The 25,123-nt window shown below is 43.6% G+C and carries 24 protein-coding genes; 14 read left to right on the top strand and 10 right to left on the bottom strand.

Annotated elements, in window-relative coordinates; translation table 11 throughout:
• Positions 1 to 132 precede the first annotated feature (132 nt).
• From L1D60_RS16345 to L1D60_RS16330, 4 genes are all read left to right on the top strand, one after another.
• A complete protein-coding gene (locus L1D60_RS16345; protein WP_239842048.1) occupies positions 133 to 1,026 on the top strand; it encodes a metal ABC transporter substrate-binding protein in 894 nt (297 codons plus the stop codon).
• Positions 1,027 to 1,088: 62 nt separating this feature from the next.
• Positions 1,089 to 1,970, top strand: a complete 882-nt coding sequence (locus L1D60_RS16340) for a manganese/iron ABC transporter ATP-binding protein (protein WP_032549686.1) — start codon at positions 1,089 to 1,091, stop codon at positions 1,968 to 1,970.
• The gene (locus tag L1D60_RS16335; protein WP_345772874.1) at positions 1,970 to 2,890 is read left to right on the top strand and encodes a metal ABC transporter permease; all 921 of its coding nucleotides are present in this window, start codon (positions 1,970 to 1,972) and stop codon (positions 2,888 to 2,890) included. The genes L1D60_RS16340 and L1D60_RS16335 overlap by 1 nt, the downstream gene beginning before the upstream one ends.
• A gap of 1 nt (position 2,891) precedes the next feature.
• Positions 2,892 to 3,734 (top strand): metal ABC transporter permease, encoded by an 843-nt coding sequence (locus L1D60_RS16330; protein ID WP_239842046.1) that lies wholly within the window; start codon positions 2,892 to 2,894, stop codon positions 3,732 to 3,734.
• A gap of 86 nt (positions 3,735 to 3,820) precedes the next feature.
• Here the strand turns inward: L1D60_RS16330 and L1D60_RS16325 are convergent, their stop codons facing one another.
• Positions 3,821 to 4,318: a heme-binding protein gene (locus L1D60_RS16325; protein WP_239842045.1), complete on the bottom strand. Its 498-nt coding sequence runs from the start codon at positions 4,316 to 4,318 to the stop codon at positions 3,821 to 3,823.
• A gap of 209 nt (positions 4,319 to 4,527) precedes the next feature.
• Here L1D60_RS16325 and L1D60_RS16320 point away from each other — a divergent pair, with 209 nt between their 5' ends.
• The 5 genes from L1D60_RS16320 to ihfA all read left to right on the top strand — a co-directional run bounded on the left by L1D60_RS16320 (position 4,528) and on the right by ihfA (position 10,322).
• Positions 4,528 to 5,202 carry a response regulator transcription factor gene (locus L1D60_RS16320; RefSeq protein ID WP_239842146.1) on the top strand — a complete coding sequence of 225 codons (675 nt, stop codon included), beginning with the start codon at positions 4,528 to 4,530 and terminating at the stop codon, positions 5,200 to 5,202.
• On the top strand, positions 5,186 to 6,601 hold the full coding sequence (locus L1D60_RS16315) for a HAMP domain-containing sensor histidine kinase (RefSeq protein ID WP_239842044.1): 1,416 nt from the start codon (positions 5,186 to 5,188) through the stop codon (positions 6,599 to 6,601). The genes L1D60_RS16320 and L1D60_RS16315 overlap by 17 nt, the downstream gene beginning before the upstream one ends.
• A gap of 299 nt (positions 6,602 to 6,900) precedes the next feature.
• On the top strand, positions 6,901 to 7,320 hold the full coding sequence (locus tag L1D60_RS16310; protein WP_239842043.1) for a hypothetical protein: 420 nt from the start codon (positions 6,901 to 6,903) through the stop codon (positions 7,318 to 7,320).
• A 154-nt stretch (positions 7,321 to 7,474) separates the two neighbouring features.
• The gene (locus L1D60_RS16305; protein WP_239842042.1) at positions 7,475 to 9,616 is read left to right on the top strand and encodes a diguanylate cyclase; all 2,142 of its coding nucleotides are present in this window, start codon (positions 7,475 to 7,477) and stop codon (positions 9,614 to 9,616) included.
• A gap of 409 nt (positions 9,617 to 10,025) precedes the next feature.
• Entirely contained in the window at positions 10,026 to 10,322 is a 297-nt protein-coding gene (gene ihfA / locus L1D60_RS16300; protein ID WP_004734853.1) for an integration host factor subunit alpha, read from the top strand.
• Between the two features lie 140 nt (positions 10,323 to 10,462).
• On the opposite strand, the gene L1D60_RS16295 is transcribed toward ihfA, so the two are convergent.
• Positions 10,463 to 11,236: a RelA/SpoT domain-containing protein gene (locus L1D60_RS16295; protein WP_239842041.1), complete on the bottom strand. Its 774-nt coding sequence runs from the start codon at positions 11,234 to 11,236 to the stop codon at positions 10,463 to 10,465.
• A 279-nt stretch (positions 11,237 to 11,515) separates the two neighbouring features.
• Between L1D60_RS16295 and L1D60_RS16290 the strand changes: the two genes are divergently transcribed.
• Positions 11,516 to 12,169 (top strand): thiopurine S-methyltransferase, encoded by a 654-nt coding sequence (locus tag L1D60_RS16290; RefSeq protein WP_239842040.1) that lies wholly within the window; start codon positions 11,516 to 11,518, stop codon positions 12,167 to 12,169.
• A gap of 111 nt (positions 12,170 to 12,280) precedes the next feature.
• Here L1D60_RS16290 and purT read toward each other — a convergent pair whose 3' ends face one another.
• The 5 genes from purT to sbcB all read right to left on the bottom strand — a co-directional run bounded on the left by purT (position 12,281) and on the right by sbcB (position 17,370).
• Positions 12,281 to 13,456 carry a formate-dependent phosphoribosylglycinamide formyltransferase gene (purT, locus tag L1D60_RS16285; RefSeq protein ID WP_239842039.1) on the bottom strand — a complete coding sequence of 392 codons (1,176 nt, stop codon included), beginning with the start codon at positions 13,454 to 13,456 and terminating at the stop codon, positions 12,281 to 12,283.
• A 168-nt stretch (positions 13,457 to 13,624) separates the two neighbouring features.
• Positions 13,625 to 14,512: a cytidine deaminase gene (cdd, locus tag L1D60_RS16280; RefSeq protein WP_239842038.1), complete on the bottom strand. Its 888-nt coding sequence runs from the start codon at positions 14,510 to 14,512 to the stop codon at positions 13,625 to 13,627.
• A gap of 336 nt (positions 14,513 to 14,848) precedes the next feature.
• Positions 14,849 to 15,526, bottom strand: a complete 678-nt coding sequence (locus tag L1D60_RS16275; protein ID WP_239842037.1) for a CidB/LrgB family autolysis modulator — start codon at positions 15,524 to 15,526, stop codon at positions 14,849 to 14,851.
• A 1-nt stretch (position 15,527) separates the two neighbouring features.
• On the bottom strand, positions 15,528 to 15,899 hold the full coding sequence (locus L1D60_RS16270; RefSeq protein ID WP_239842036.1) for a CidA/LrgA family protein: 372 nt from the start codon (positions 15,897 to 15,899) through the stop codon (positions 15,528 to 15,530).
• A gap of 46 nt (positions 15,900 to 15,945) precedes the next feature.
• Entirely contained in the window at positions 15,946 to 17,370 is a 1,425-nt protein-coding gene (gene sbcB / locus L1D60_RS16265; protein ID WP_239842035.1) for an exodeoxyribonuclease I, read from the bottom strand.
• A gap of 363 nt (positions 17,371 to 17,733) precedes the next feature.
• Here sbcB and L1D60_RS16260 point away from each other — a divergent pair, with 363 nt between their 5' ends.
• Entirely contained in the window at positions 17,734 to 18,852 is a 1,119-nt protein-coding gene (locus L1D60_RS16260; RefSeq protein WP_239842034.1) for a flagellin, read from the top strand.
• Here L1D60_RS16260 and L1D60_RS16255 read toward each other — a convergent pair.
• The gene (locus L1D60_RS16255; RefSeq protein ID WP_239842033.1) at positions 18,849 to 19,697 is read right to left on the bottom strand and encodes a sterol desaturase family protein; all 849 of its coding nucleotides are present in this window, start codon (positions 19,695 to 19,697) and stop codon (positions 18,849 to 18,851) included. The genes L1D60_RS16260 and L1D60_RS16255 overlap by 4 nt on opposite strands.
• Positions 19,698 to 19,761: 64 nt before the next feature.
• Positions 19,762 to 20,799: a DUF2804 domain-containing protein gene (locus tag L1D60_RS16250; RefSeq protein ID WP_239842032.1), complete on the bottom strand. Its 1,038-nt coding sequence runs from the start codon at positions 20,797 to 20,799 to the stop codon at positions 19,762 to 19,764.
• A 196-nt stretch (positions 20,800 to 20,995) separates the two neighbouring features.
• On the opposite strand from L1D60_RS16250, the gene L1D60_RS16245 reads away from it, so the two are divergent.
• The 3 genes from L1D60_RS16245 to L1D60_RS16235 all read left to right on the top strand — a co-directional run bounded on the left by L1D60_RS16245 (position 20,996) and on the right by L1D60_RS16235 (position 24,717).
• Entirely contained in the window at positions 20,996 to 22,057 is a 1,062-nt protein-coding gene (locus L1D60_RS16245; protein ID WP_239842031.1) for an AraC family transcriptional regulator, read from the top strand.
• A gap of 108 nt (positions 22,058 to 22,165) precedes the next feature.
• Positions 22,166 to 22,687: a DUF2058 domain-containing protein gene (locus L1D60_RS16240; protein ID WP_239842030.1), complete on the top strand. Its 522-nt coding sequence runs from the start codon at positions 22,166 to 22,168 to the stop codon at positions 22,685 to 22,687.
• Positions 22,688 to 23,112: 425 nt separating this feature from the next.
• A complete protein-coding gene (locus L1D60_RS16235) occupies positions 23,113 to 24,717 on the top strand; it encodes a BCCT family transporter (protein WP_239842029.1) in 1,605 nt (534 codons plus the stop codon).
• A gap of 208 nt (positions 24,718 to 24,925) precedes the next feature.
• Here the strand turns inward: L1D60_RS16235 and L1D60_RS16230 are convergent, their stop codons facing one another.
• Entirely contained in the window at positions 24,926 to 25,123 is a 198-nt protein-coding gene (locus tag L1D60_RS16230) for a hypothetical protein (protein WP_239842028.1), read from the bottom strand.

The raw sequence follows: 25,123 nt of genomic DNA, 5'->3' as shown, positions 1-25,123 counted from the left end.
TAGTCTTCCCAAAATAAAATAACATTGATAATGAGAATTGTTCGCATTAATATATATTGTAAATGCGAATCACTCGCAAAGTACTGGTGTGTTTACACAGTATTAGAACGTCTCATTATCAAGGGGAAGGATATGAAGAAATTGGCATTGGCTGTGTCATCACTATTGTTGGCGATATCACCATTGGTAAATGCTGCTGGTGACAAAATGAAGGTAGTGACTACATTCACGGTCTTAGCTGATATGGCTTCAAATGTAGCAGGGGATGCCGCTGAGGTCGTGTCTGTCACTAAGCCTGGTGCTGAGATTCATGGTTACGAGCCAACGCCGAAAGACATTGTTCGCGCATCTGATGCTGATCTTATTTTGTGGAATGGGATGAATCTGGAGCTGTGGTTTGAGCAATTTCTCTCAAACATGAAGGGCGTTCCGGCGGTAACGCTGACCAAAGGAATCAATCCAATTCCAATCGCTTCTGGTTCTTATGAAGGTAAGCCAAACCCTCATGCTTGGATGGGCTTAGATAATGCACTTATCTATATCGATAACATCGTAGAAGCATTCGCTGAGCACGACCCAAACAACGCGGCGATTTATGTAAAGAACGCAGCTGCTTACAAAGCCAAACTCCGAGCAACCATCGAACCTCTAAAAGACCAGATCGCTCAGATCCCTGACAGTAATCGTTGGCTAGTCACATGTGAAGGGGCGTTTAGCTACCTTGCTAAGGATTTTGGCTTGAGAGAACTGTATCTATGGCCAATGAACGCTGATCAAGTCGGTACTCCGCAGCAAGTACGTTCAGTTATCGATGGCGTAAAGCAAAACCATATCCCTGTCGTATTTTGTGAATCAACCGTCAATACCTCTCCAGCAAAACAAGTGGCAAGAGATACCGACGCCCAGTATGGCGGTGAGCTGTTTGTCGATTCGCTATCAACTGCTGATGGTCCGGTTCCCACTTATCTAGATTTGTTGAAAGTGACCTCGACTACTGTAGCAAATGGTCTGACTGCGACGAACTAAGACATATTTCCACGATATTAGACACAATGAATTCAACCGATATTGGGAGTAAAGCATCTGTTATGAGTGATGTTAAAAATGAGGAACGCCTTGGCATTTCAGTCAGCGATGTAACGGTTACTTATCGGAACGGCTACACAGCCCTTTATGATGCGGACTTTACCGTACCGCAAGGGTCAGTGACGGCATTGGTTGGTGTGAATGGAGCCGGGAAGTCGACTCTTTTTAAGGCAATCATGGGCTTTGTTCCTATGTCCAAAGGGCAGATCCAAATATTGGGGGAAAGCGTTAAAAAAGCGCTCAAAAGTAACATGGTGTCTTATGTGCCTCAGTCAGAGGAGATTGACTGGAGCTTTCCTGTCTTGGTCGAAGAAGTGGTCATGATGGGGCGTTACGGTCACATGAATTGGCTACGTAGACCTAAAGATGTTGATCATCTTGCTGTCGACCTAGCTCTTGAACGTGTCAATATGCTGGAGTTTAGAAAGCGTCAAATCGGAGAGCTATCTGGAGGGCAGAAGAAGCGCGTGTTCTTGGCGAGAGCACTGGCACAAGAAGCAAAAGTGATTCTATTGGATGAACCCTTTACCGGTGTTGATGTAAAAACCGAACATCAAATCATCGACCTGCTTAAATCGCTTCGCGATGAAGGGCATGTAATGCTGGTATCGACGCATAATCTTGGCTCTGTGCCTGAATTCTGCGATAGAACCATTATGGTCAACAAAACGGTTCTGGCCTCAGGTCCTATTGAAACGACTTACACAGAGGAAAACCTACAGCGAGTATTTGGTGGTTCACTAAGGCACTTCAAATTAGGTGGTAATGCACTTCATCACGATGAAGATACGAGGGAACTGACCATACTTACGGACGATGAAAGACCATTCATTCAGTATGATGGCAAGGCGTTAACAGCGAAAAAGACGGAGCCTCAATTATGATTGAGCTTTTGTTACAGCCATTCAATTACGGTTATATGACTAACGCCATGTGGGTGTCTGCCTTAGTTGGTGGCGTGTGTGCATTTCTCTCTGCGTATCTGATGCTTAAAGGATGGTCCTTAATCGGAGACGCTCTGGGGCATGCGGTTGTGCCGGGTGTTGCATTGGCTTATATGATTGGACTTCCTTTCGCTTTCGGTGCCTTTATCTCTGGTGGGATAGCGGCAGGCACAATGTTGTTCTTGTCTGAGCGCTCTGGCTTGAAAATCGATGTGATCATCGGCTTAGTCTTTACTTCATTTTTTGCACTTGGTCTTTTTCTTATCTCCATCAATCCTATCTCTGTCAGTGTTCAAACCATCACCATGGGTAACATTCTTGCGATTACGCCAGAAGATACGCTTCAGCTAGTCGTGATCGGTGTGGTTACGCTGGTGGTTCTATTGGCGAAGTGGAAAGATCTTATGGTGACATTCTTCGATGAAAACCATGCGCGTTCAATAGGGCTTAATCCGGGCGTTTTAAAGGCGATCTTCTTTACTCTTTTATCTGCATCGATTGTTGCGGCGATGCAAACGGTCGGTGCGCTGCTTGTTATCGCTATGGTGGTGACGCCGGGTGCAACAGCATACCTGTTGTGTGACCGTTTTCCTCGGCTGATTTTGGTGTCCGTCATTATTGGTAGCACCACGAGTTTTGCAGGCGCTTACATTAGTTTCTTCTTAGATGGAGCGACAGGCGGCATTATCATTTGCTTGCAAACCGTTATCTTCCTTTTTACGTTTTTCTTTGCTCCCAAGCATGGTTATCTGGCTGCCCGTTTAAGGGCGAAAAAAGCACGAGTAAAGAGTCCAAGAGCAGGCGAGCTCACTTCTTCTGATTCGCCAATTGAGCACACATCTTTGGCAAAGGAGTATTAGTATGGATTTGTTGTTGCCATTCCAATTCCCCTTCATGCAGAACGCTTTTTTTATCTGTCTGATTGTTGCTCTGCCGACTGCACTTCTTTCTTGCTTTGTGGTGATGAAAGGGTGGGCGTTAATGGGGGATGCCGTGAGTCACGCTGTACTTCCAGGCATTGTTCTAGCGTATGTAACAGGTTTGCCGCTATTGTTAGGGGCATTTTTGGCGGGCATGTTATGTAGCTTCCTTACAGGTTTTTTAGCTGAAAACTCAAGAGTAAAACAAGACACGGTAATGGGGGTGGTGTTCTCTGGCATGTTCGCACTAGGGATTGTGCTTTATGTAGCGTTAGATACACATGCGCACTTAGATCATATCTTGTTTGGCAATATGTTAGGCGTCGATACACAAGAGCTTAGTACCGCCTCGATCATCTCAGCGGTGGTTGTTCTTGGTATTGTATTGTTCTGGAAAGATTTCTTGTTGCACTCCTTTGACGAAGTTCAAGCTAAAGTGAGTGGCTTAAATGTGACCGTGCTGCATTACACCTTGCTGACGTTTCTCTCGCTGACGATTGTTGCGACGCTGAGTGCGATTGGTCTTATCTTAGCGATTAGCTTGTTGATTGCCCCAGGCGCGATAGCGTTTCTGTTAGTGAAGCGTTTTTCAAGCATGCTGTGGATTGCGTGCTTAGTGAACCTAACGACCATGGTGTTAGGCGCGTACTTAAGTTTCCATATCGATAGTGCACCAGCCCCAACAATCGTTCTGATTCAAAGCTTAGTGTTTATTGTTGCACTTGTACGACGTATCACGATTACTAAGAAGCAGTCGCAAAAGCTCCGTACAACGACGGCATAACCTGGTCTGAGCATGAAACCGTACATCGTCAAAAGCGCTCACACTAGAGCGCTTTTTGTTTATGAAGAGGTTCTAGAAAGCTGTGATTAAAAGAATTTCTTAATTGCTTTGTCAGCACAAGCAACATCTAAATGTCCGCCCGGCGCGCCGCCGACACCAATAGCACCAATCATAGCGTTATTCAGTTGTACTGGAACACCACCCGCTAAGAACAGTAGATTCTCATCCATGTTCTGTAGAGGTTGCATAATAGGTTTATCAGCGATGAGCTTCATCAAATTACCAGATGGCTGTTTCATGCTGGCAACGGTGAAGGCTTTCTTACGCGAGCTGTCTAGCGTGTGGATACCAGCACCATCCGAGCGTAATTGAGCAATCACGTTTCCCGACAAATCAACAACGGTTGCTGAAACCTTGTAACCGTCTGCCTCACATTGATTTACCGCTTCTTGAGCCAGTTGGAATGCAGCTTTAGAAGAGATTTGTGTAACAGATACGGTTTGAGTTTCCGTTGCCAATGCAAAGTTAGAGATACCAAAAGAAGCGAAGGCTGCGGCGATAAAAGTTCGTGTCATTGTTTTCATGTTTACTCCGTTAATACATATTTTTGTTTGGATTTGTTTAAGTACCTGTGTTTCGACAACAAGGTGTTTTTAATCAACATGGTCATACTAACGAACACATAATTGCGGCAGCCTTTCCGAAACATTACAAAATTGTAATCTTGGTTATATTCGAGAAAGGATGTTGATAGAGTGTATTGAGAACGAGGCTCATGGATAAATGGACGTTAATGAAAATACTATTGATTGAAGACGATCTTCATATCGCCAAATTTTTGGTGAATGGCTTTCAACAACAAGGGATTAGCGTAACCCACGCGACAGATGGCATCGATGGTCTGCATGAAGCGATGACTGAAGAGTTTGACGTAATTATTCTCGATATTATGTTGCCAAAAAAAGATGGCTTTGAGGTATTGGCTGAGCTAAGAGGGCAAGGTTACGCAACGCCAGTGATTATTTTAAGTGCAAAGCATTCAGTAGAGGAGCGTGTACAGGGACTACAGTCGGGAGCGGATGACTACTTAGTAAAACCCTTTGCTTTCCCTGAGCTTATAGCTCGTTGTCAGACGCTGACTCGCCGTGGAAAGCAGCCTGTAACTCAGGCTTTATCGCTTGAGTATGGTCCTCTTAGTCTTGACCTCATCAAACACACTCTATGTCGTGACCAACAGGCGATTACTATCAATCAACGTGAGTTTATGTTGATGAAGCTACTTCTTGAGAACCCAGAAGCGGTAATGTCTAAAACCGCCATTTTAGAACACGTATGGGGACATCAATTCGACCCACAAACGAACGTTGTTGATGTTCTGGTGTGTCGCTTGCGAAGCAAAGTGGATAAAGGGTTTTCAACACCACTGATTCACACATTGAGAGGTGTCGGCTATGTCCTCAAGTCGTAATATCGAACAGGCTTTGGCGAAAGCTAAAAATCATCTGTTACTGCGACTTATGGCGACGCTATTACTCTGCTTGTTGCTGGTTGAACTGATCGTCGGGGCGATTTTCTTTTTCGATCTTTACCAAACCGAAAAGAAGATCATGACCTCAATGTCGGCTGAATATCAACGAATCTTGACCTACGATTCGCCTGAGAGACTGACTCATGTACTGGAAGCCAATCCGCATCGGCTTATAGAGAATAATATTGCGGCCTTTGTTGTGAGTAACCAAAGATCAAATGAAGCTATGTTTGTTGCGGGCGACACAAATGTATCAAATAGCTTATCGAACTTGAGTGGAGCTGATTCTGTCCGTTCACTTTTAGAGTATCAGATTGACGATTCAAAAATGTGGCTCGAGAGCTTTGTTGTTAGTCCCTACATGTCGCTTAGAATGACAGGTGAAGATTACGACTTTTGGTTGGTATTGGACAATCGAGCTAGAGATCATGTCGCTTTTAATCAATGGTTAATGACACTCTATGCACTTGTGGCTTTGTTGATCGTAACGGCAGTCTTTACTCGTAAAATTATCCAAAATGCTATGTCTCCGCTGATCACATTGGGTGACTTGCTAGACCAACTCCAGAAAGGGCAGCTGGAGCTTAAAGATATCGACACAGAGCCAGCACAAGGGTTAGAGGTGATCAGTTCAAGTGTCCGCAGTTCAGTGGCGAGACTCCACCATGTTACAACGGCCTTGAATACTACGGTTGATGCTATTGCTCATGATATTCGAACGCCTCTTTCACGCATCACTTTAGCCTCTCAAACCGCCTTGATTAATAACGGCGATCCGCAATCAATGAAAGAAGCGCTAGCCGACTGTGCCGAGCATGCAACACAAGCGAGCAATATGTTGACAGCTTTGATGAAGCTTAACGATGAACTTACAGGCAAGCGCATACCGCAGAAAACGGAAACTAATGTATCTGACGTTATTCGTAATGTTGTGAGTTGGTATGAAGACGTCGCCGAAGACAAAGAGATTACGTTGATTGTCGATGCGCCAATCGATTTGAGCCTTCAATCGGACCCAGATAAGTTGACGCAGGTGTTGGTTAACTTACTGGATAATGCGATTAAATATACTGAACCAAATGGCCATATCACATTGATTGCTGAACGAGTGGGCAATGATTCGGTGAGCATTTCAGTTCAAGACACGGGCATCGGTATCGACCCTAAATTTCAAGCCTTAATTTTTGAGCGCTTGTATCGAGTCGATAGTAGCAGAAGTAATGTACAAGGCTACGGGCTAGGCCTCTCCCTCGCGTTGGCTATGGTCGAGAACCTCGGTGGCGACTTAACTGTCGAGTCCACAGTAGGTGAGGGAAGCACTTTTACTATTTCGCTGTAGTTTTGTTTGAACACAAGTAGAACGAAATTAAAGCACGATACGGATTACTTGATTTCGCAGGGCTAGAAGATCATCTATGGTTTTACTGATTACTTATATTATTTGTTGAATTTATGTCTTTCATTTTGTTTTATTGATTTTACTTATTAAATATTTATCAATGGCTGGGTATTTATGTACAATCTCTTGAATAGTAAGGTGATTTATAATTATTTGCTCATGATGACATATCTTTGATTTGGCTGATCGCGCATATCCTTACTTGTTAAGTGACAATAATTCAAAAAAGAAAGGTAAGAATGAAGTTCTATATAGCAGTGACGTTGGCTGTGTTTTTAAGTGGTTGTGTTACAACGGCTGAAAAACCGAAGAAAAATAATATAATCAAAGAAATGGTAGCTGAGACAACCCTCGATAAATTGCATACAAATGGAAACGATCTATTTTGTGTACAACCAAAGTATTTGGCGTGCTTTGATATAACGCAGCAGCAATGTATTAGTGAAATGGAAGAAAACGATGATTTTTGCGTAGCAAAAGTTGAGAAGAAGCTTCCGAACAAGACATTTGACGAGGTGGATGAGTATTCGCAACTTTACGCTATGTGCCTTGTAACCTCTCATGTAACAACACACCTAGATAAGCTTGATGATATCGGCCCTTGTTTGAAAAAGTTGGAACTCGACCAAGACTTGTTTAGAGATACGTTATCTAAGTAGCGTATGAGTAAGTTGCTTTAGCGTAATTGAAATCGAAGGCCTCGCGGTGTGCGAGGCCTTTTTCGTTTTTAGAAGTGTAGAAAGTTCGGTTAGTGGTCTTTTTGTGATTTTTCGGTATGCTATGCTTAATAATTTCGTTTAGCGACTGAATCTGATGCAAGATAATCCAAATACATCCCGAGCCGAGCTAGAAGCGATGACTCTGCTAACCCAACTTCGTGGCGATCGTAGTATCGATGCGATTGAAGACGCTCACCAACAGTTGAAGGATATAGAGCGACGTTACAGTGTTGAGCTGAATGAGGTTTATAGTCAGTATTTAAAGGCTGTTGAGGCGTTTCGCTGTGATCGACTTGATGAAGCCGTAGATCGGTTTATGGTTTTTTTGGAACGTTTAGAGTCGGAGACTGATAACGACATTCTACTCGCATACGCTAATGTCTATCTTGGAACCATATATGCGTCCAAAGGACAATTTTATCGCTCACTCGACTACTTCAAAGCAGCTGAAGCCCTTCGAAGAGGTTCAGATCATAAGCTAGGGCTGTTTTTGAATATTAACCTAGGTGGTATTTATATCGATCTAGAACAGTATTCCAAAGCACTAGAACACAGTGAACTTGCTTTGGAGCACAGTAAGCATGTAGCGAATCCGGTCAACTTATCGCTAGCGTTGTGTAATCAAGCCATCGCTTTTGCTTACACCGATAAACTCGATCAAGCACTCGAAGTGATTGAACGCTCTTCTCAATTATCTCTATCCAATGAAAACTGGCATGGTTACACATACAGTCGCTTTTACTACGCATTGATTTTGTCGATGAAAGGTCAAAGAAAGCAGGCATATGAGGCGTATAAAGAGAGCTTTGAACTAGTTAAACAGCACGCAGATACCTATTTGAGTCTTGAGTTCTACGATAAGTACGCGCAGTTTCTATTGAATTGTGGATATTATGATTTTACCGCTAAGTTCTGTAAGAAGTCCCTTGCAGCGAAAGGCTTGGCAGACAATGTTCGTATAAAACTGTCATTGCTTAATACACTCGCACAGTGTCTAGAGAAACTTGGCGAAGTGGAGCAAGAGTGCCAGGTTCTTCGCGAGGCTTGTGTAGCCTATCAAACCTTAATTAATCAGAGTAAAGATAACGAAGTTAGTTATATCGACTCCATTCTTGAGCATACCCGTGTTCAAGTAGAAGCTAAGAACTCAGATCTGTTCACGCGCAACCTCGGTTATTTAAATGAATTAGGGCAGATGATCGCAAGTACAGAAGATCATCAAACTGATGTACTTAAACTGTTTAAACACATAGGTGAGATTGTCCCATGCTCAGCCTTTAGTTTGGCTTTATATCGTGCAGATCGAGATGTACTCGATTACCAATATTTGCTTGATGAGGGTGAGTTTCAACCTGCGTTTGAGGTTGAGTGCGATTGCGTGTCGAGAATTGGAATCTATACACTCAAGAACAATGAGACCTTGGTGCTTGATACTTGTAGCGATCAGGAGTTGGAGTTGTACTTAGACAATGGTTGTTCAGCAAACAATACTTGGGTCAACAAAGACGAAAAGCCTGCTCAGAATGGTATGTCGGTGATTTGTACGCCGGTCATTTTTAGTGGCGAGACTTTGGGCGTGATCAGTGTTCAGAAAAATGAGAGTTATGCATACAAAGACTTTCATGTTCAGGTGGTCATGCAACTGGCGAACTATATAGCTGTTTCATTGAAAAATCAGTTACAACGCCAAGAGTTAGAAGATAACCGTCAGTATATGGAGCAGATCTATCGAACCGATCATTTAACAGGTTTGAAGAATCGCTTTGGTTTGAGACCTTACTTAGAGGAACTTATGAACCGATATGGTTCGGGCTTTGATATTGCTACCGTTCTACTCGATGTTGACTATCTGAAGGCGTTTAATAACCACTACGGCATGGCGAAAGGGGATGATCTGTTGGTGACAATAGCCGATGTTCTTCGTCATGTATCTAGAGGAGAGGGCGAAGCATTTCGAATTGGTGGGGACGAGTTCGCGATATTGTTTCCGCATCCGGTAATGGATAAGGCCATCGAAGTTGGACAAGCGATTAAAGCACATCTGAAACGCAGTGCTATAGAGAATCTGGGGGCTAACACAGAAGAGTTTGTCACTTGTACGATAGGAGTGCTTGAATCATCAAATATGCAAGATATCGTCACCTTTGAACAACAAGTTCTCACCGGAGAACGAGCATTAATCAAAGCTAAGAAACACCAACGTAATCGATTGTTACGATATGAGCATTCGAATTAAATTCTGCTGACTCATTAATGGCATGAAATTCGGTGTTCGAATTATCATCTCTGTTGAGATTAATGTTAAATCAAGTAGCTGATTTTATTGGGGATAAGCGTAAAGTCTCGGTTTTGACTAAAAGTACTAATTAAGTTTTATATTCTTAATTGTGAGAATAAATTGGTGTTTAGTTCTGATTGGCGTTCAGTGGTTAGATGTTTTTTAGGTTAATATCCACTTAATTAAGAGTGTTATGTTCTTGATTTGCATAAATAATTAAAGAGTTCAAATAAAAAAGTTGGCGAAAATCAGAAGCTTGGCATACACTTTCCTTGTAAACAGCCTTATCTCATTGATTGGATAGGGTAAATGCTTCGGCGCTACTGACGATAGTAGCAAGGTTTAACATAGCTTTGAGGAAAGTTTTATGGCACTCACGAAGGCCGATTTGGCTGAGAACCTGTTTGAAACACTCGGATACAGCAAACGGGATGCCAAGGAAACGGTTGAAGTGTTTTTCGAAGAAGTTCGTAAAGCACTAGAAAATGGCGAACAGGTAAAACTGTCAGGTTTTGGTAATTTTGATCTTCGCGAGAAAAACGAGCGTCCAGGTCGTAACCCTAAAACTGGTGAAGACATTCCAATCTCTGCTCGACGTGTTGTTACTTTCAGACCGGGTCAAAAATTAAAAGCCCGCGTTGAAAATATTAAAATCGAGAAGTAGCCAAGCAATAGACCACGCCTAGCGTGGTCTTTTTTTGTCTCGTTGCATCTTTGAAGCATGATGAATACTAAAAAGGCGGTCTTGATGACCGCCTTTTGCGTTAATTGAATTGGACGTTATTAGTTAACTAATGAGTGTGTTTATGCCGCTTTGATATGAGTTGTAATGTAAGGCTGCCAAGCTTGCTGATACAACTCCAGAGACTGGCTTCTTAGGTTATTGATTTGTGCCGCTTCAATATCGTTAATAGGGCGGTTTTGCGCTAACGCGTTGCGCTCAATGCCTTGAATGATCTCATACAGTTCATGTTCTGGGCCACTTTTCACATCAGCGATAGCTTTTAGGTGAAGTTGAACTTCTGCAATGATGTTAGTTTTTGGTAAACGAACCAGTAAGTTAAGGTCACGGTAACCAGAATCGGCTGGAGACTTAAATTTGTTTTTCACTTTAACGACATCCGCCTCACGGCTTACTGCTTCATAGACTTCTACCAGGCTCTCTACATCGTTAGCGATGATGGTTGCACGAGCAAGGTCAGTGATTCTAGTCACGTCGCCGTTGAGTTCTAGAGCGATCTTTTCTTCAGCACGAGCTTGAGATTTTACGCCAGCAAAAAGCGCTTCAGAATTAGTCAGTAGGGCAGTACTTTTACAGATTGTTTCTAGCTCTGCTTGAGCTTGGTGTGATTTGCTGTAAAGCACGTCGAAGTCGGTATAAGGTTGAGTTGGTTTTGAATCGAACGCTTTGATTCCATATAGGCCGCTTAGGCTGTGACGGAATACTTTCGATGACACTTGGTTTTGTGCCGGTGTGCGAGTTGGTTCTGCTGAGTTAGTTGATACAGTTGCTGCGAATGCAGGCGCGCGGCTCAATACAAGAAGCATTAGTGCCGTGGTACGGAGAAATACACTCATTCAAACTCCAATATACGAGGTTACAAAACGGTGAAACTAAAAGGGGTAACCAGTAACGCTAAGAGCAAATTGTTGTTCAAACTCGGTGTTTCTACATACTATATGGGGCCGTTTGAACAGAAACCAACCTTAACGTTTTCTCGTGTTTTAGTATGTGAACATATAGACAAATTAAAGAAGCGTTAGTTCCACATTTTCAAGAACTTTGAGCTCTGCCAAGGTTGCTCTTACCTGTCTATCCTGTACCCTTGCATTATGACTGAACAAGATGAACGAAAGATGAATAATCCTGAATTTTGGCACAATAAATGGGCCGCAAACCAAATCGGTTTCCACTTAGAAGATGTAAACCCACTGCTAGTTGAGTTTTGGCAGCATACCGAGCCTAGTCATGAGAAGAGCGTTTTTGTCCCGTTGTGTGGCAAGAGTGAAGATTTAGTATGGTTGGCATCAAAGCATGCTGAAGTGCAGGGCGTTGAGCTAAGCCAAATAGCTGTCCGCGCGTTTTTCGCTGAACACTTTTATACGCCGATGGTGATGCAGGTTAATGGTCAACATGAGCTGTACCAGTTTGATGAGCTGAGTATCTACACGGGCGATTACTTCACAGCGCCAATTCAAGCCGTTGATACTATTTACGACCGCGCTTCTTTAGTGGCATTGCCGAAAGAGATGCGAGTTCAGTATGTCGAGCGTTTAAAGCAGCTATTGAAACCCGGAGGTAAGATTCTTCTGGTCACTTTAGATTATATTCAGGAAGAGATGAGTGGCCCTCCGTTTAGTGTACCAAGAGACGAAGTCGAGCAACTGTTTTCTGGCTATAAGATTACGCAATTGAATCAAGATATTGCGGGTGAAGATCATCCTAAGATTGCTAAAAAAGGTCTATCTCGCTTTAGTGAAGAGGTCTACTTGATCGAGTGTCAGGGTTAAGACGAACAGCGGATTGCGCATAGCTTAATGTCGAAAACGAAAAGACGGGCACATTAGCCCGTCTTTTTTGTACTCAGTAATATGAACGACCGAGCATAATTACTTTACAAATTAGTAGATCACTTTGACCTTCGAAGCGCTCTCTACAGCATCTTCAATCGCAGATTCAATGCTGTTACGACGAGTTAGAGCAACACCCAAGCGGCGTCGGCCATTGATATCTGGTTTACCAAATAAGCGAACCTGCGTTTGAGGAGCACTCAACGCATTTTCTAAACCTTCAAAACGAATATTAGTTGAAGTGCCTTGTCCAAGAACAACAGCAGAAGCACATGGTCCGTATTGAGTGATTCCCTTGATCGGCATGCCCGTGAATGCGCGTACGTGCAGTGCAAATTCAGAAGAGTCTTGCGACATTAGTGTCACTAGGCCTGTGTCATGTGGTCGTGGTGATACTTCGTTAAAGATAACGTGATCGCCTTTAACGAACAGTTCAACACCAAAGATGCCGTAACCACCTAGAGCGTCAACCACTTTACCAGCCGTGTATTGTGCAGCTTTTAATGCATTGTCAGACATGACTTGTGGTTGCCATGATTCACGGTAGTCACCGTCTTCTTGGCGATGGCCAATTGGTGCACAGAAGTGAACGCCGTCCACTGCTCGAACAGTGAGAAGAGTGATCTCATAATCAAAGTCGATGAAGCCTTCAACAATCACACGCCCAGCGCCAGTACGACCACCTTCTTGTGCGTAATCCCACGCTTTTTGAATGTCTTCTTCTGTTTTAATAACGCTTTGCCCCTTGCCTGAAGAGCTCATTACAGGCTTAACCACACATGGTGTACCTACGAACTCTACTGCTGCTGCGAAATCTTCGTATGTATCGGCAAAGCGGTATGGCGATGTCATCAGTTCTAACTCTTCCGCTGCAAGGCGACGAATGCCTTCACGATTCATCGTTAGCTTGGTTGCGTTAGCCGTAGGGACGACATTTAAGCCTTTCTCTTCTAACTCAACCAGTTTATTGGTGGCGATAGCTTCAATTTCAGGTACTACGTAATCTGGCTTTTCTAGCTCGATAATTGCTTCAAGTGCATCGCCATCTAACATGTCTAACACATGACTGCGATGAGCGACTTGCATTGCAGGGGCATCTGGGTAGCGATCACATGCAATCACTTCTAGACCTAAACGTTGACACTCAATAGCGACCTCTTTACCAAGCTCACCAGAGCCAAGTAGAAGTACACGAGTAGCATTGTCACGAGTGGCGGTACCAAACATAGTTATTCCTTCCGATCTTTTGAACGAGTAATTGAGAACGGGGTGATCATACTTATTCCAACCTCAAAAGCAAACGTTTGCGTAATGATTTTGGTGAATTTTAAGCATAAAAAAAGCAGCCCATTGGAATCGGGCTGCTGATGTAAATTACATGTTAACTTATTGCAATTAGATTGCTAAGTAAGTTACTGGAATATCAGGGTTAATTGCTTCAAGTGTTGATTGAGTATCCGCTAGGTGGCTAATCTTGCCTTCTGCGTTTTCAACCAGAGCTGCGCTCTCAATTTGGTCGAAGTCAAAACCAGCAAGCATTACTTGAATCATCGCCACTTGAAGTGGAGGTAAGCTTGGGTTGAACGCAGCGTTTTCTGCGTAGGCACCTGTGAAGATGTCACCGTTAGCCAATTGTAGAGATACACCACTTAGGTTCTTGGTGTATGGAGCATGGCTACGGTTCATCGATTCTAGAGCTTTGACTACGATAGGTGCTGTCTCTTCAGTCGTGTACTTATGGTCAAGCTCTGTCATTAGACCTTCGGTGATACCCAGATCAGAAGGGCCGAAAGAGTCTGGTAGATAATCTTGTAGTGAACGCTCTTCACGTTCTGGTAGCTGGATTTTAAGTTCTTTTGCTGTCGTCAGCTCATTCATAAATTGACGACAGTGGCCACAAGGGCTGTAGTTGATGGTGACATCAGTAAGTCCCTTTTCGCCTTTCATCCAAGCGTGGCTAATCGCTGCTTGTTCAGCATGAACCGTTTGTCCAAGCTGGGCGCCTGCAATTTCCATGTTTGCACCGAAGTAGAGGTGACCTGAAAGGCCGCGCACCACTGCACCAACGTAGAAATCAGAAAGTGGGGCATATGAGAATGCCGCTGCAATTGGCAGTAAAGCTAGGCGAACTTCTTTGTCAGAAAGACCGCTTGCATCCAGCAAGCTTTGAAACTGCTCTTTAGATATAGTGGCGTCAAAGTTGTCTGCTAATACGATGTCACTTAAAAGTGCTTTCAATGAAGCTGGAGCACTTTCCAGCGCCAGGGTAATACGACTGTTCATGTTGAATCCTTAATTGACCTTAGGCTTTAAGTTTATGCAATACTCAGGAATTTTCTGTGATCATTGTCGCCATTGCATGTTGGTTGTTACATTGTGTTGCACAATTAGAGTGAGGTCACAAATGAAATCGTTTGCAGCCAGCAAAGTGTAATTGATGTCACAAATTGTCAGGTGCATCACATTGCATTAATAAATAGTTTAGTGGAAAAAAAGAGCGCAATTTCCAATGTGTTGTTGGAAAAGCGCTCTAATTTCTATAGAAAAATGGTAGTGGCATACGTCTTCAGTAGTGGCTCACTATTTCGATAGCATGAGTTGTTGGCTGGATATCGAGGTTCATGAGTACAACCACAGCACCAAAGAAAACACCGATGGTGCGAGTATTGACGTGATCACGCCACATAAAACCAAAGCCAGTGAGCTAAATGCCGCATCGCGCGGGTCTTTCTCGGCGCTGGTCGCAGTGCCCAAGGCGTGAGAAACGGTGCCCATAGTCAATCCACGAGCGATTGGACTCTTAATACCAATCAGGTTGTAGATCGGGTAAGCGAATATTGCACCGAACAGGCCGACAAGCAGAACCAATATTGCAGCGATTGCAGCTTCACCACCTAAATGGCTGGAGACTTCCATTGCAATTGGCGTTGTAACGGACTTACCTAACAAGCTAGCGATTAGTCCAAGGTCTGCATGAAATGCGGCGGCAATTAAAGAAGCACTCAGCATCGACATCAAGCTACCGACTGCACAAGCGAGAGTGATGATACGCCAATTCGCGCGGATCTGAGGCAGTTGTTCATACAATGGATATGCTAAGGCAACCACTGCTGGTTGCAGCATGTAGGTAATCCAAGTGTTATCTGCGTAATACTCTTCGAATGGTACACGCCAGTAGGTCAGTATCGGAATAATAATGGCGAGACTAATTAGCAGAGGATTACACAAAGGTGAATTCACCTTTTGACTAATCCAACGGGCAAATAGAAATACAACTATGGTCAATAGAATCCACATGTTATTTACCCTTCGCAATAATTCGGTCTAAAAACCAAGAGAGTGATACTAAAACGATCAGTGTACCGCCAATAGCACTGGCTATAATAGGCAGAGCGTTGGCGACTAACATGTCGAAATGTTCCATCAGCCCGACACTGATTGGTACGAACAAAAGGATCATGAAACGGATTATCAGGCTCGCACCGGGTTGTACCCAGTGAGGTGGTATGATTCCGATCACCATCGCAAAGAAAAGCAGCAGCATGCCAAAGATACTTCCAGGAATCGAAGTATCAAGAAGGCTCTGTATGGCATTACCGGCTGTCAGTGAGCCGATGATCAAGGTAAAGGAGATCATCAGGTACACGAGTTGGATCAGTCTTTCTTTCAAAAGGTGTCTCTGTTGTTAGGTTAAGTTGTGAAGTTAAGTCGATGTATTAGCTAGCCAACTTCTCTACGTATTGATATACGGCTTTCAGTATCGCCATCTTCTTCTCGTCGTTTTCATGCTCATGAGCAAGATTCTCAAGGTTAAGCATGTAGTCTTCAAGTCGACTTTCGTAAAACTCACGGCAGTGGTTGGCCCATTTTTGCTGTTCTGATTCATCAAGCGTCCAAGGATAGTGGCGCGCTTTGTACCTGAATAGCAGAGGTTCAATACGTTCGTCAGCAAAACTAATATCTAGAGCCGCTAGATTGTTTGGCTCTGTTTGGCGAATGATGTCCATCGCCGCTTTGTCTGAAGGCGAGAAGAAACCATCGTACAATTGAGTATCGACGTCGTTGTCTTTTTCATACTCACGTTCTACCGAATAAAGCCCGATGAGTTTTTCACGAATCTCTGGATGCTCACGAAGAAGCGCTAAGTTTGCTAGACATTGTTGACGGTCAATACCAATAGTCTCTGCATTCTCGGCTGTGAGTGTTTTCGCAGGCGCAAGAATAGGGCACTTGTTGAGTTGTACCAACTTGATCGGCACTGGTAGCTCATCAGGGCCTAGTTCGCTGTGTTTGGTATAAAGCCTTTCACGTAACGCGTCTGTATCTAACTCAAGGAGTGGGCTTGGGTCTTTCGCTAGGTCGACCACAATCACTGCATTTTGGTTAGTCGGGTGCCAAGCTATTGGCACAATCCAACTGGTGTAGTTGCATTCTTTACCAAGCATGCCCGAAACGTGCATCAGTGGTGTCATGTTTACGATGTCGACCAGCTCGTTGAGCTTGCGTTTGTGGCGCATGTTGTACAAGTAGTCGAACATTTTCGGTTGAGCAGCTTTGATCTTTTTCGCGAGTTCAATGGTGGCAATTACGTCAGCCATCGCATCGTGGGCATTTTCGTGTTCGATACCGTTAGCCACAGACAGGTGCTCTAACTTAAAGCTTGTGAATCCTTCTTCATTCTCTGGCCAAACAATGCCATCTGGACGTAATGCATGGACAGCGCGCATGACATCCAATAGGTCCCAACGAGAGTTGCCGTTCTGCCAGCTCCATGCATACGGATCGATGAAGTTTCGGTAACAGGTATAACGTGTCACCTCATCATCAAAACGAATGCTGTTGTAACCAAGGCTAGTGGTATTTGGTTTAGATAACTCAGCGTGAATCTTAGCGATAAACTCTGGCTCAGGTAGACCTTGTGACATCGCTTTTTGTGGCGTGATTCGTGTAATTAATGCAGCTTCAGGTGCAGGTAGATAATCAGCTGGAGGTTGGCAATAGATGACCAGTGGCTCACCAATGATGTTGAAATCTTGGTCGGTGCGGACACCCGCAAATTGACTTGGTCGATCTTTAGCTGGGCTCGTACCCCAAGTTTCGTAGTCGAAGAAGAAGTAGGTTGGCTGAGAGTCGTGCTGCATAACTTTGATATATCCAGTTTTATCTGATTTCCCAAGTATTAGAACACCGTGAGGGCGCTAACGCAATGAGCTTAGCCGACTTGATTCGCGATTAGATTTATGTTCAACACCGTGTTTTATTTGAATGAAATCATTTAATGAAGCTCAGCTAGTTTGTCACTTAGTTATAGTCAAGGCGTATGAAATTTGTTTTGTTGAACCGTGTTGGCTTGTATTTGTACTAAATGCGACAGATAGCACAACAAATCGGACGAAAAAGGAATGGATATATTAAAGTTGGCTCATAAAACGCCGATAGGTTATTAAATGCATAATATTTATGTAAATTATTGATGTTTTTATAAATATAACTAGGCGTACAGTATGGCTATAAATGTAAATTCAAATGTATCGGCTATGACAGCTCAGCGGTTTGTAAATAATGCCAGTTCCCAAGTCAGTAATTCAATGGAACAGCTGTCATCAGGCTACAAAATAAATAGTGCTCAGGATGATGCAGCAGGTCTGCAGATATCGAATCGACTTAATGTACAAAATCGAGGTCTTGAGGTGGCAGTAAGAAACGCTAACGATGGAATCTCTATCGCTCAGACGGCGGAAGGCGCCTTAAATGAGACGACCAATGTACTCCAAAGGTTGCGTGATTTGTCTCTACAAGCTTCGAATGGCTCGAATTCAAAAGATGATCGGCTTTCGATTCAAACCGAGGTTACAGCGCTTAATGATGAGCTCAATAGAATTGCGGAAACGACTTCATTTGCTGGTTCAAAGTTGTTAAATGGCTCGTTTCAAGATAGATCGTTTCAAATTGGTGCTGATAGTGGAGAGGCGGTTGTACTGAGCCTACAAAACGTACGATCTGACAGCCTTTCTGCTGGTGGCATGTTTTTGCGGACAGCTGAGGGAAAAGCTGATGACTGGACCTTACCTCGAGACGCATCACTAACAGTTGATATAGCTGACGAATATGGTTTTGAACAGGTGACGTTTGATTTGAAGAAAGGCAGCGACTTAGAAGAAATCGCGACAAGAATCAATGGCCAGCAGGATATTGTTAACACATCGGTTGATGGAGAGGGACGACTACAAATATTTTATGGGCCTGACTTTAACGTTAATCTCGATGGCGATTTCCTTGAAATAATGGGCGCACCAGAATATCGCTATGAGACTGTGTCTAATATTGATGTAACTTCTCAAGGTGGTGCCCAAAGGGGAATTGCTTTGGTCGACCAGGCTTTAGAGTATGTTGATTCGCATCGAGCTGAACTTGGAGCTTTCCAAAACCGGCTTGGGCACGCTATTAGCAACCTAAACAATATTGATCTCAATGTGCAGGCATCAAAAAGTCAAATAAGGGATACAGACTTTGCAAAAACAACAACAGAGTTGACCAAATCTCAAATACTACAACAGTCTTCTAGTTCAATTTTGGCGCAGGCTAAACAAGCTCCAAACTCAGCCCTGAGCTTGTTGGGTTAGTCAGTTGGTGGCGTGAACATCATTTTAAGCTTCTGATGCCAACTGTATTCATGGTTTCTTAGGTCTTGAAAAATCAGTTTCCACTCTTGGAAGGTGACAGTTAGAGGGTTATTACTGTTGACTGGTTTAGTGGTGCCGTAACGAACGGTTTCCACTTCCGGTTCAAAAGTGCCAAACAGTTTGTCCCATATGATGAGCACGCCTGCGTAGTTTTTATCAATGTATTGTGGATTACGACCATGATGAACACGATGGTGAGAAGGCGTGTTGAACACCCACTCTAAGGGACCTAATGTGCGTATCCATTGTGTATGAACGAAAAACTGTAAACCAAGGTTGAGAAGTACGACGAATACTACCCACTTAGGCTCAAATCCGATGATCACTAATGGTAGCCAGAAGACCCACATGCCAGAGATTGGGTACATCAAACTCTGGCGAAACGCAGTGCTGAAGTTCATTCGTTCAGAGCTATGGTGTGCCACATGTGAAGCCCACATCCAGCGTGTTCGATGACTGGCTCGGTGGAACCAGTAATAGCAAAAGTCTTGCAGTACCATTAATAATAGGAAGCTAGCTAGCCCCATTTCTATATCCATTAACCTCCAACCAAAGAGCCAAAGGTAGAAGTGTGCGACCAATAAACCTGTGAGCAAATCCGATAGTTGATGCATTCCAGCTAGCGTAAAATTGCAGGCAACTTCTGGAAGGGTGTAGCGAGAGTTTTCCGGTAGATGGTTTTGTTTTTGTCCAATGAAATACTCTGCCAGCATACAAACGATAAAAAGTGGTGCAAGTACCACGAGCAACCATTCTGGATTATTAATGAGTGACTCTATATTCATCTGATGCCTCAGTGTGTAGTAGTAACAGTTGGGTTATTGCGTGGGTTAGTGAATTGATATGGGCTTACCAACGAGCAAAGTGGTCTTCGGTTAAACCAAGCACATGATCAAGCTGGTGGATGACTCCATTGTTGTCTTTTATTGAACCTGAAAAGTGGCCGATGAACTGACGAAAATTGCTCTTGAGTACGAGGAAGTTCAGTTTTTCGCTGCGTTTATTGCAAGGCGTGAAAGTGAGATCAATTCGGCGATCTTCAGAGTGAACCTGCCAAGGTTGCGTGATGTCATCGCGATCAAATTCAAAGTAGACCGAAGGAAGTAGGTGCTTAATACCATTCACCCACAGTGCGTTCTCGCAGGTTCCGGTTTCATTAACTCCTGCAGCCAGGTTCAACCCTAAACGAGTGGATTGAGAAGATTCATCGAAAAGGTGTGTGTTTATGCTCGCCCAGCGCCAACTGGTTTCTCTGCGCATATAACCAGCAGAAAAGTCATACCCTCCCAATGCGTTGTCGAGATTTACGTCATTCCCATCAACGATTAGCTTTCCTCTGACTGCAAGGGCATTGTGTTTCTGGGTATAGGTCCAACCTGAGTAACCCGTTGGCGTTGTCATTGAGAGTGGGTGGCTATTGTTTTCGGATAAAAATTCGAGGCTAGCTTGTACCTGTTTGGTCTTTATCTCTGCCGTCCATTTACCTTGGTTAATGCTGAATAGAATCTGACCGCATGCTATGTGAGTGTCGCCTTGAAAGGGAGAAGAGGTCGTAACTTTGTCGAATGACAATGGTCGAAGCCAAGACTGCTCTTCGATTCGGTTCTCTTTGATGTTGTATACATAGCAGAAGGCTGAACCTAGATAACGAATGTCAGCAATGGCAACACCAATGACATGGCTTGATGTCACTACGCTAACGAATTGAAACTGCTTGTAATGAAAGTAGCGCTGTAACTTATTGGCACGATTATCCATGGCGTTACGATAATCGAACCTCTCTATGTTCAGTTGGTGAGGGATCGTATCAAACTGACCAAAAACAGGTTTGCCATGAGCGTCAATAATACTGGTGGGTGCGTGTCGGATGATTTCAGGTTTAATCATGATGATATTTACATGGTATTAACATAATAGCTATTCTAGTTAGCCGAAAAGCCCAACGTTAGGTCATTAACGGACATTAGAGGATTTGTTGTCACGCTTTTGCCTCAAACTGGAAATACACAAATTGAGTGAAACACAATAAACCGACTTATGTTGTGGATGAGAAAAGCAGTGGAAAAGTGATTAAGGAAGAGCAATGACAAAAGAGAAAATACTCGCTGCTTATGAGCCGAGTAGTGTCCATCAACCATTGGGGACATTAGACATTGCACTATTGTTTGATGGTTTGGAGTTGCGTGGTATCGACTGTAAAGCGTTGTTGTCTTCGCTTGGTTTGTCCAACATTGATTGGCAAAATCCTAATACCCAACTGAGTTTCGCCGACAAACTGATGGTGTTTAAGGCAGTAAATCGTCTATTACCACAGGAAGGGTTGGGGTTATGGCTTGGTCAACAGGCAAAGCTTAGCCATTTTGGGGTGCTTGGCTACGTGCTAGCGACGAGCGAAAACGTTCTGGAAGCGATAAAAAGTGGCTTTAAATATCTTCGTCTAAATGGCCCTATCTTCTCTGTCGTACTTATCCAAGATTCAGATGAAGCCGTTATCCGAATTGAGAACTCCTTAGATATCGGCGAAATGCTGCCATTTTGTTGTGAGTACTTCTTTAGCTCATTGGTTTCTCTGTTTTATCAGTTAACCCGCCAAAATTTACAGCTCAATGACCTGTGTTTTTCTTACCTTGAGCCCACGTACTCTTTACCAGTAAATGGGGATAAGTATCGGCAGCGCTTTGGTTGTAATGTGACGTTTGCTCAAACGTTTTGTGAACTGCGTTTTAGCAGTGCAGTACTTTTTGAACCACTACCTAGCCATGATGCGACAACCCTGGAGCATTATTTGGCGTCCTGTCATAGCATTATGGCAAGTTTAGGCTCTTCTTCTGTTCTCAGTAATCAAGTGAAAGCGATGCTTTATCGAGAATTGGGTCAATTTCCTTCGATTGAGCAATTAGCTCACGAGTTTGGTTGTTCTTCACGAACATTGCGTCGTGACTTATCCAAAGAGAAGACCAGTTATCATGAACTGCTTGCGGAAGTTCGCAAAGAGCTTGCCAAAGAGCTGTTACTGAGCAGCGATATGAGCGTAGAAGATATAGGAGAGCGTCTTGGTTACAGTGATTCCGCCAACTTTAGACGAGCATTCAAGCGTTGGATGAATCAGTCCCCAGCCGAGTTTCGCCAGCGCTTGTCGAATTAGTTTGGCATTTTCACCGTTTATCCTTGTCATAAACCCGCTCTGAGATATAAACAGAGTGACAAAAAACAGGTATGATAGTGCCGTTTTTAATCCTGAACTGGGAAAGTCATGGCAAAGTTAACACTCCAAGAGCAGATGCTAAAAGCTGGCTTGGTTAATGAGAAAAAGCTGAAAAAAGCAAAGAAAGGCTCTAAAAAATCACGCGTTCAAGCTCGTGAAGCAAAAGCAGCTGCGGAAGAGAATCGTCTAGCGCAGCAGGCGAAAGACAAAGAGCTTAATCAACAGATGAAAGAGAAACAGCTGAGCAAAGAGATCAAAGCTCAGGTGAAACAGTTGATAGCAATGAACAAGATCGAGCAAAAAGATGGCGAGATCAAATATAACTTTACTGATGGTACGTTAGTTAAGCACCTGTACGTTGAAGAGTTGACTCAAAAGCAGCTGAGCAAAGGTATTTTAAGTATCGCCCGTGACGGTGAAGGGTATGTGATTATCCCAACCAGCGTTGCAAACAAGATTGCGATGCGTGACGAAGAGTCGATCGTGGATACTCAGGCAGCATCGGAAGAAGCGGTTGATGAAGATGATCCGTACAAAGATTTCGTAGTACCAGATGATTTGATGTGGTAACACGGTAATAAGCCAATTACGAATAAAAAATGCAGTTGCACTCGAATGAGTCAACTGCATTTTTTTTATGCCTCGGCTAAGGTAATCGTTCCAAATGCGATGACATCATTAACCGCTTACTGAGGTGATTTTGAGCAAGAAATTTAATTTGTACTCTAACTATTTTTCAAAAAAGTAACTACTATTTAGTTCTTTATAATCAGTTGGTTATGCTGTTGTTGGTGAGATTGTGCGCAGAGGTTGCCAAAAAAGTATTTTATTTTGTGTTATAATAGCGCCCTCGGGATTGAGTAAGACGTCATAAGTGATTGATTAAATTCACTTATTTTTAACCATGTATATGGTATGGCGCGCTGATCAAATTTTAATTGGATATGGAGTTGGTCCTTATATTCGGATTGTCGAATATGTGTACATCATAATTTATGAGTTTTAAGTCAAAAAAATACAGTATAGATTCAACAGATTATCAAGTCGGTCAAGACAACATCAATAAGTGGGGCATGGATGTCCACAACACGGTTTTCACTGCTTCGGCAGGCCTTTCAATTCTCTTCATTGTAACTCTTCTCGCAATGGCACCCGGCGATGCAAAAGCGGCTATCGACGCGGTGAAAGGCGCAGTGCTCGCGAATTTCGATTTCCTATTCATGTGGGGCGCGAACCTTTTCCTTATTTTCGCTATTGGCTTAGCATTCTCTCCACTAGGTAAAATTCGCTTAGGTGGTGAAAACGCAACGGCTGACTACACTATGGCATCTTGGATTGCGATGCTGTTTGCTGCAGGCATGGGTATCGGCCTTATCTTTTGGGGTGTAGCCGAGCCAACAGCGTTCTTTACCAACTGGTATGGAACACCGCTAAACGCAGAAGCTTACACTGCTGCAGGTCGTGAAGCTGCGCTGGGCGCGACTGTTTTTCACTGGGGTTTGCACGCATGGGCTATCTACGGCATGGCGGCGCTGTGTCTTGCTTACTTTGTTTACAACAAAGGTTTACCGCTATCAATGCGTTCGGTGTTTTATCCAATTCTTGGAGACAAAGTTTGGGGTAAAACAGGTGACGTTATCGATGTAATGACGGTACTAGTAACACTGTTCGGCTTAGCGACATCGCTTGGTCTAGGTGGTACGCAAGCAGCAAGTGGTATTAGTCATGTATTTGGTTTAGAGAACAATCTGTTCTTACAACAGCTAATTATTGTACTGATCATGGTACTGGCTATTGTATCTGTACTGCGTGGTATGGACGGTGGTGTAAAACTGTTGAGTAACCTAAACATGGTTATCGCGTTTGTTTTCCTTGGTCTGATTGCGGTACTTAACTTCACCACTGTTTTGGATTCGCTTGCGACAGCGGTAACGGGTTATGTGAAGAACATTATCCCGCTGAGCCAAACTACAGGTCGTGAAGACACAACTTGGTTGCATGGTTGGACAGTATTCTACTGGGCATGGTGGGTAGCATACGCACCGTTTTTCGGTATGTTTGTTGCGCGTATATCTAAGGGGCGTACGGTTCGTGAGTTCCTATTGTGTGTGCTGATTATTCCTACGTTAGTAACGACGGCTTGGATGTCTATTTTCGGTGGTGTCGCTATTGAGCAAGTGATCGACAAGGTCGGTCAGTTGGGAATTGATCAAGGCATTGCAGACGTATCTCTGAGCTTGTTCTACATGCTAGATGCTTACCCTCTAGGTAACATTCTATCGGTTATTGCTGTGGCGCTGATTATCGTATTCTTTGTAACGACGCTCGACTCAGGCTCTATCGTTATCGATGGCATGACTGCTGGTGGCAAACTAGAAGTTCCAGTTCGTCAAAAGGTTATCTGGGCAGTCATCTCAGGTGCAATCGCAATGGTAATGCTATGGATTGGTGGTACGCAGTCGATTCAAGCACTGCAATCGATCACCATCATTGCGGCACTTCCGTTCACAATTATCCTGCTATTGGGCTGTGTTAGCTTAATTAAAGGTCTTTTGACTGAAGTGGATCAGCCAACGGTGGCTGCTGATACTGCGAAATAATGACGAGTGGGTGCTTAGGCGACTATTTGTCGTCTTAAGTGACACTATTAAAAATCGTAACATCACATAGATGACAAACGCCCTTGTTTCTGCAAGGGCGTTTTTATTTGTCTAGCCATCGCTATCAAGTATGTCTAAAAGGGCGATGGTCAATCGAAAATGTCAGTGGCACTAAGCTTGAACCTTATGGGAGGGCTTTAGCGGAGAGTTACCTTTCAGGGACTCGACTGTAGACATTGTTATTCACGTTAAGGCTGTCAGACGAGAGTTCGGCCAACACACGCTGTTCGTACTGTTCGTACTGTTCATAGCCATCGAAGCGGCATTCGCCAATCTCATTTCGTGGGCACACCTGCACATGGTGTCTTTCGATTAACTCGGTCGAGCAGAACGGGCAGTATTTCAT

Source organism: Vibrio sp. Isolate30 (assembly GCF_022397975.1).
GTDB classification, from domain to species: Bacteria; Pseudomonadota; Gammaproteobacteria; order Enterobacterales; family Vibrionaceae; genus Vibrio; species Vibrio fortis.
The sequence above is the reverse complement of the archived record's forward strand: the minus strand, read 5'-3'. Positions and strand labels throughout refer to the sequence as shown.

Bases quoted from the DNA above. Each gene is read 5' to 3' on its own strand.
- L1D60_RS16345 (WP_239842048.1), top strand. From the start codon at position 133: ATGAAGAAATTGGCATTGGCTGTGTCATCACTATTGTTGGCGATATCA.
- L1D60_RS16340 (WP_032549686.1), top strand. From the start codon at position 1,089: ATGAGTGATGTTAAAAATGAGGAACGCCTTGGCATTTCAGTCAGCGAT.
- L1D60_RS16330 (WP_239842046.1), top strand. From the start codon at position 2,892: ATGGATTTGTTGTTGCCATTCCAATTCCCCTTCATGCAGAACGCTTTT.
- L1D60_RS16325 (WP_239842045.1), bottom strand. From the start codon at position 4,318: ATGAAAACAATGACACGAACTTTTATCGCCGCAGCCTTCGCTTCTTTT.
- L1D60_RS16320 (WP_239842146.1), top strand. From the start codon at position 4,528: ATGAAAATACTATTGATTGAAGACGATCTTCATATCGCCAAATTTTTG.
- L1D60_RS16315 (WP_239842044.1), top strand. From the start codon at position 5,186: ATGTCCTCAAGTCGTAATATCGAACAGGCTTTGGCGAAAGCTAAAAAT.
- L1D60_RS16310 (WP_239842043.1), top strand. From the start codon at position 6,901: ATGAAGTTCTATATAGCAGTGACGTTGGCTGTGTTTTTAAGTGGTTGT.
- L1D60_RS16305 (WP_239842042.1), top strand. From the start codon at position 7,475: ATGCAAGATAATCCAAATACATCCCGAGCCGAGCTAGAAGCGATGACT.
- ihfA (WP_004734853.1), top strand. From the start codon at position 10,026: ATGGCACTCACGAAGGCCGATTTGGCTGAGAACCTGTTTGAAACACTC.
- L1D60_RS16295 (WP_239842041.1), bottom strand. From the start codon at position 11,236: ATGAGTGTATTTCTCCGTACCACGGCACTAATGCTTCTTGTATTGAGC.
- L1D60_RS16290 (WP_239842040.1), top strand. From the start codon at position 11,516: ATGAATAATCCTGAATTTTGGCACAATAAATGGGCCGCAAACCAAATC.
- purT (WP_239842039.1), bottom strand. From the start codon at position 13,456: ATGTTTGGTACCGCCACTCGTGACAATGCTACTCGTGTACTTCTACTT.
- cdd (WP_239842038.1), bottom strand. From the start codon at position 14,512: ATGAACAGTCGTATTACCCTGGCGCTGGAAAGTGCTCCAGCTTCATTG.
- L1D60_RS16275 (WP_239842037.1), bottom strand. From the start codon at position 15,526: ATGTGGATTCTATTGACCATAGTTGTATTTCTATTTGCCCGTTGGATT.
- sbcB (WP_239842035.1), bottom strand. From the start codon at position 17,370: ATGCAGCACGACTCTCAGCCAACCTACTTCTTCTTCGACTACGAAACT.
- L1D60_RS16260 (WP_239842034.1), top strand. From the start codon at position 17,734: ATGGCTATAAATGTAAATTCAAATGTATCGGCTATGACAGCTCAGCGG.
- L1D60_RS16255 (WP_239842033.1), bottom strand. From the start codon at position 19,697: ATGAATATAGAGTCACTCATTAATAATCCAGAATGGTTGCTCGTGGTA.
- L1D60_RS16250 (WP_239842032.1), bottom strand. From the start codon at position 20,799: ATGATTAAACCTGAAATCATCCGACACGCACCCACCAGTATTATTGAC.
- L1D60_RS16245 (WP_239842031.1), top strand. From the start codon at position 20,996: ATGACAAAAGAGAAAATACTCGCTGCTTATGAGCCGAGTAGTGTCCAT.
- L1D60_RS16240 (WP_239842030.1), top strand. From the start codon at position 22,166: ATGGCAAAGTTAACACTCCAAGAGCAGATGCTAAAAGCTGGCTTGGTT.
- L1D60_RS16235 (WP_239842029.1), top strand. From the start codon at position 23,113: ATGAGTTTTAAGTCAAAAAAATACAGTATAGATTCAACAGATTATCAA.
- L1D60_RS16230 (WP_239842028.1), bottom strand. From the start codon at position 25,123: ATGAAATACTGCCCGTTCTGCTCGACCGAGTTAATCGAAAGACACCAT.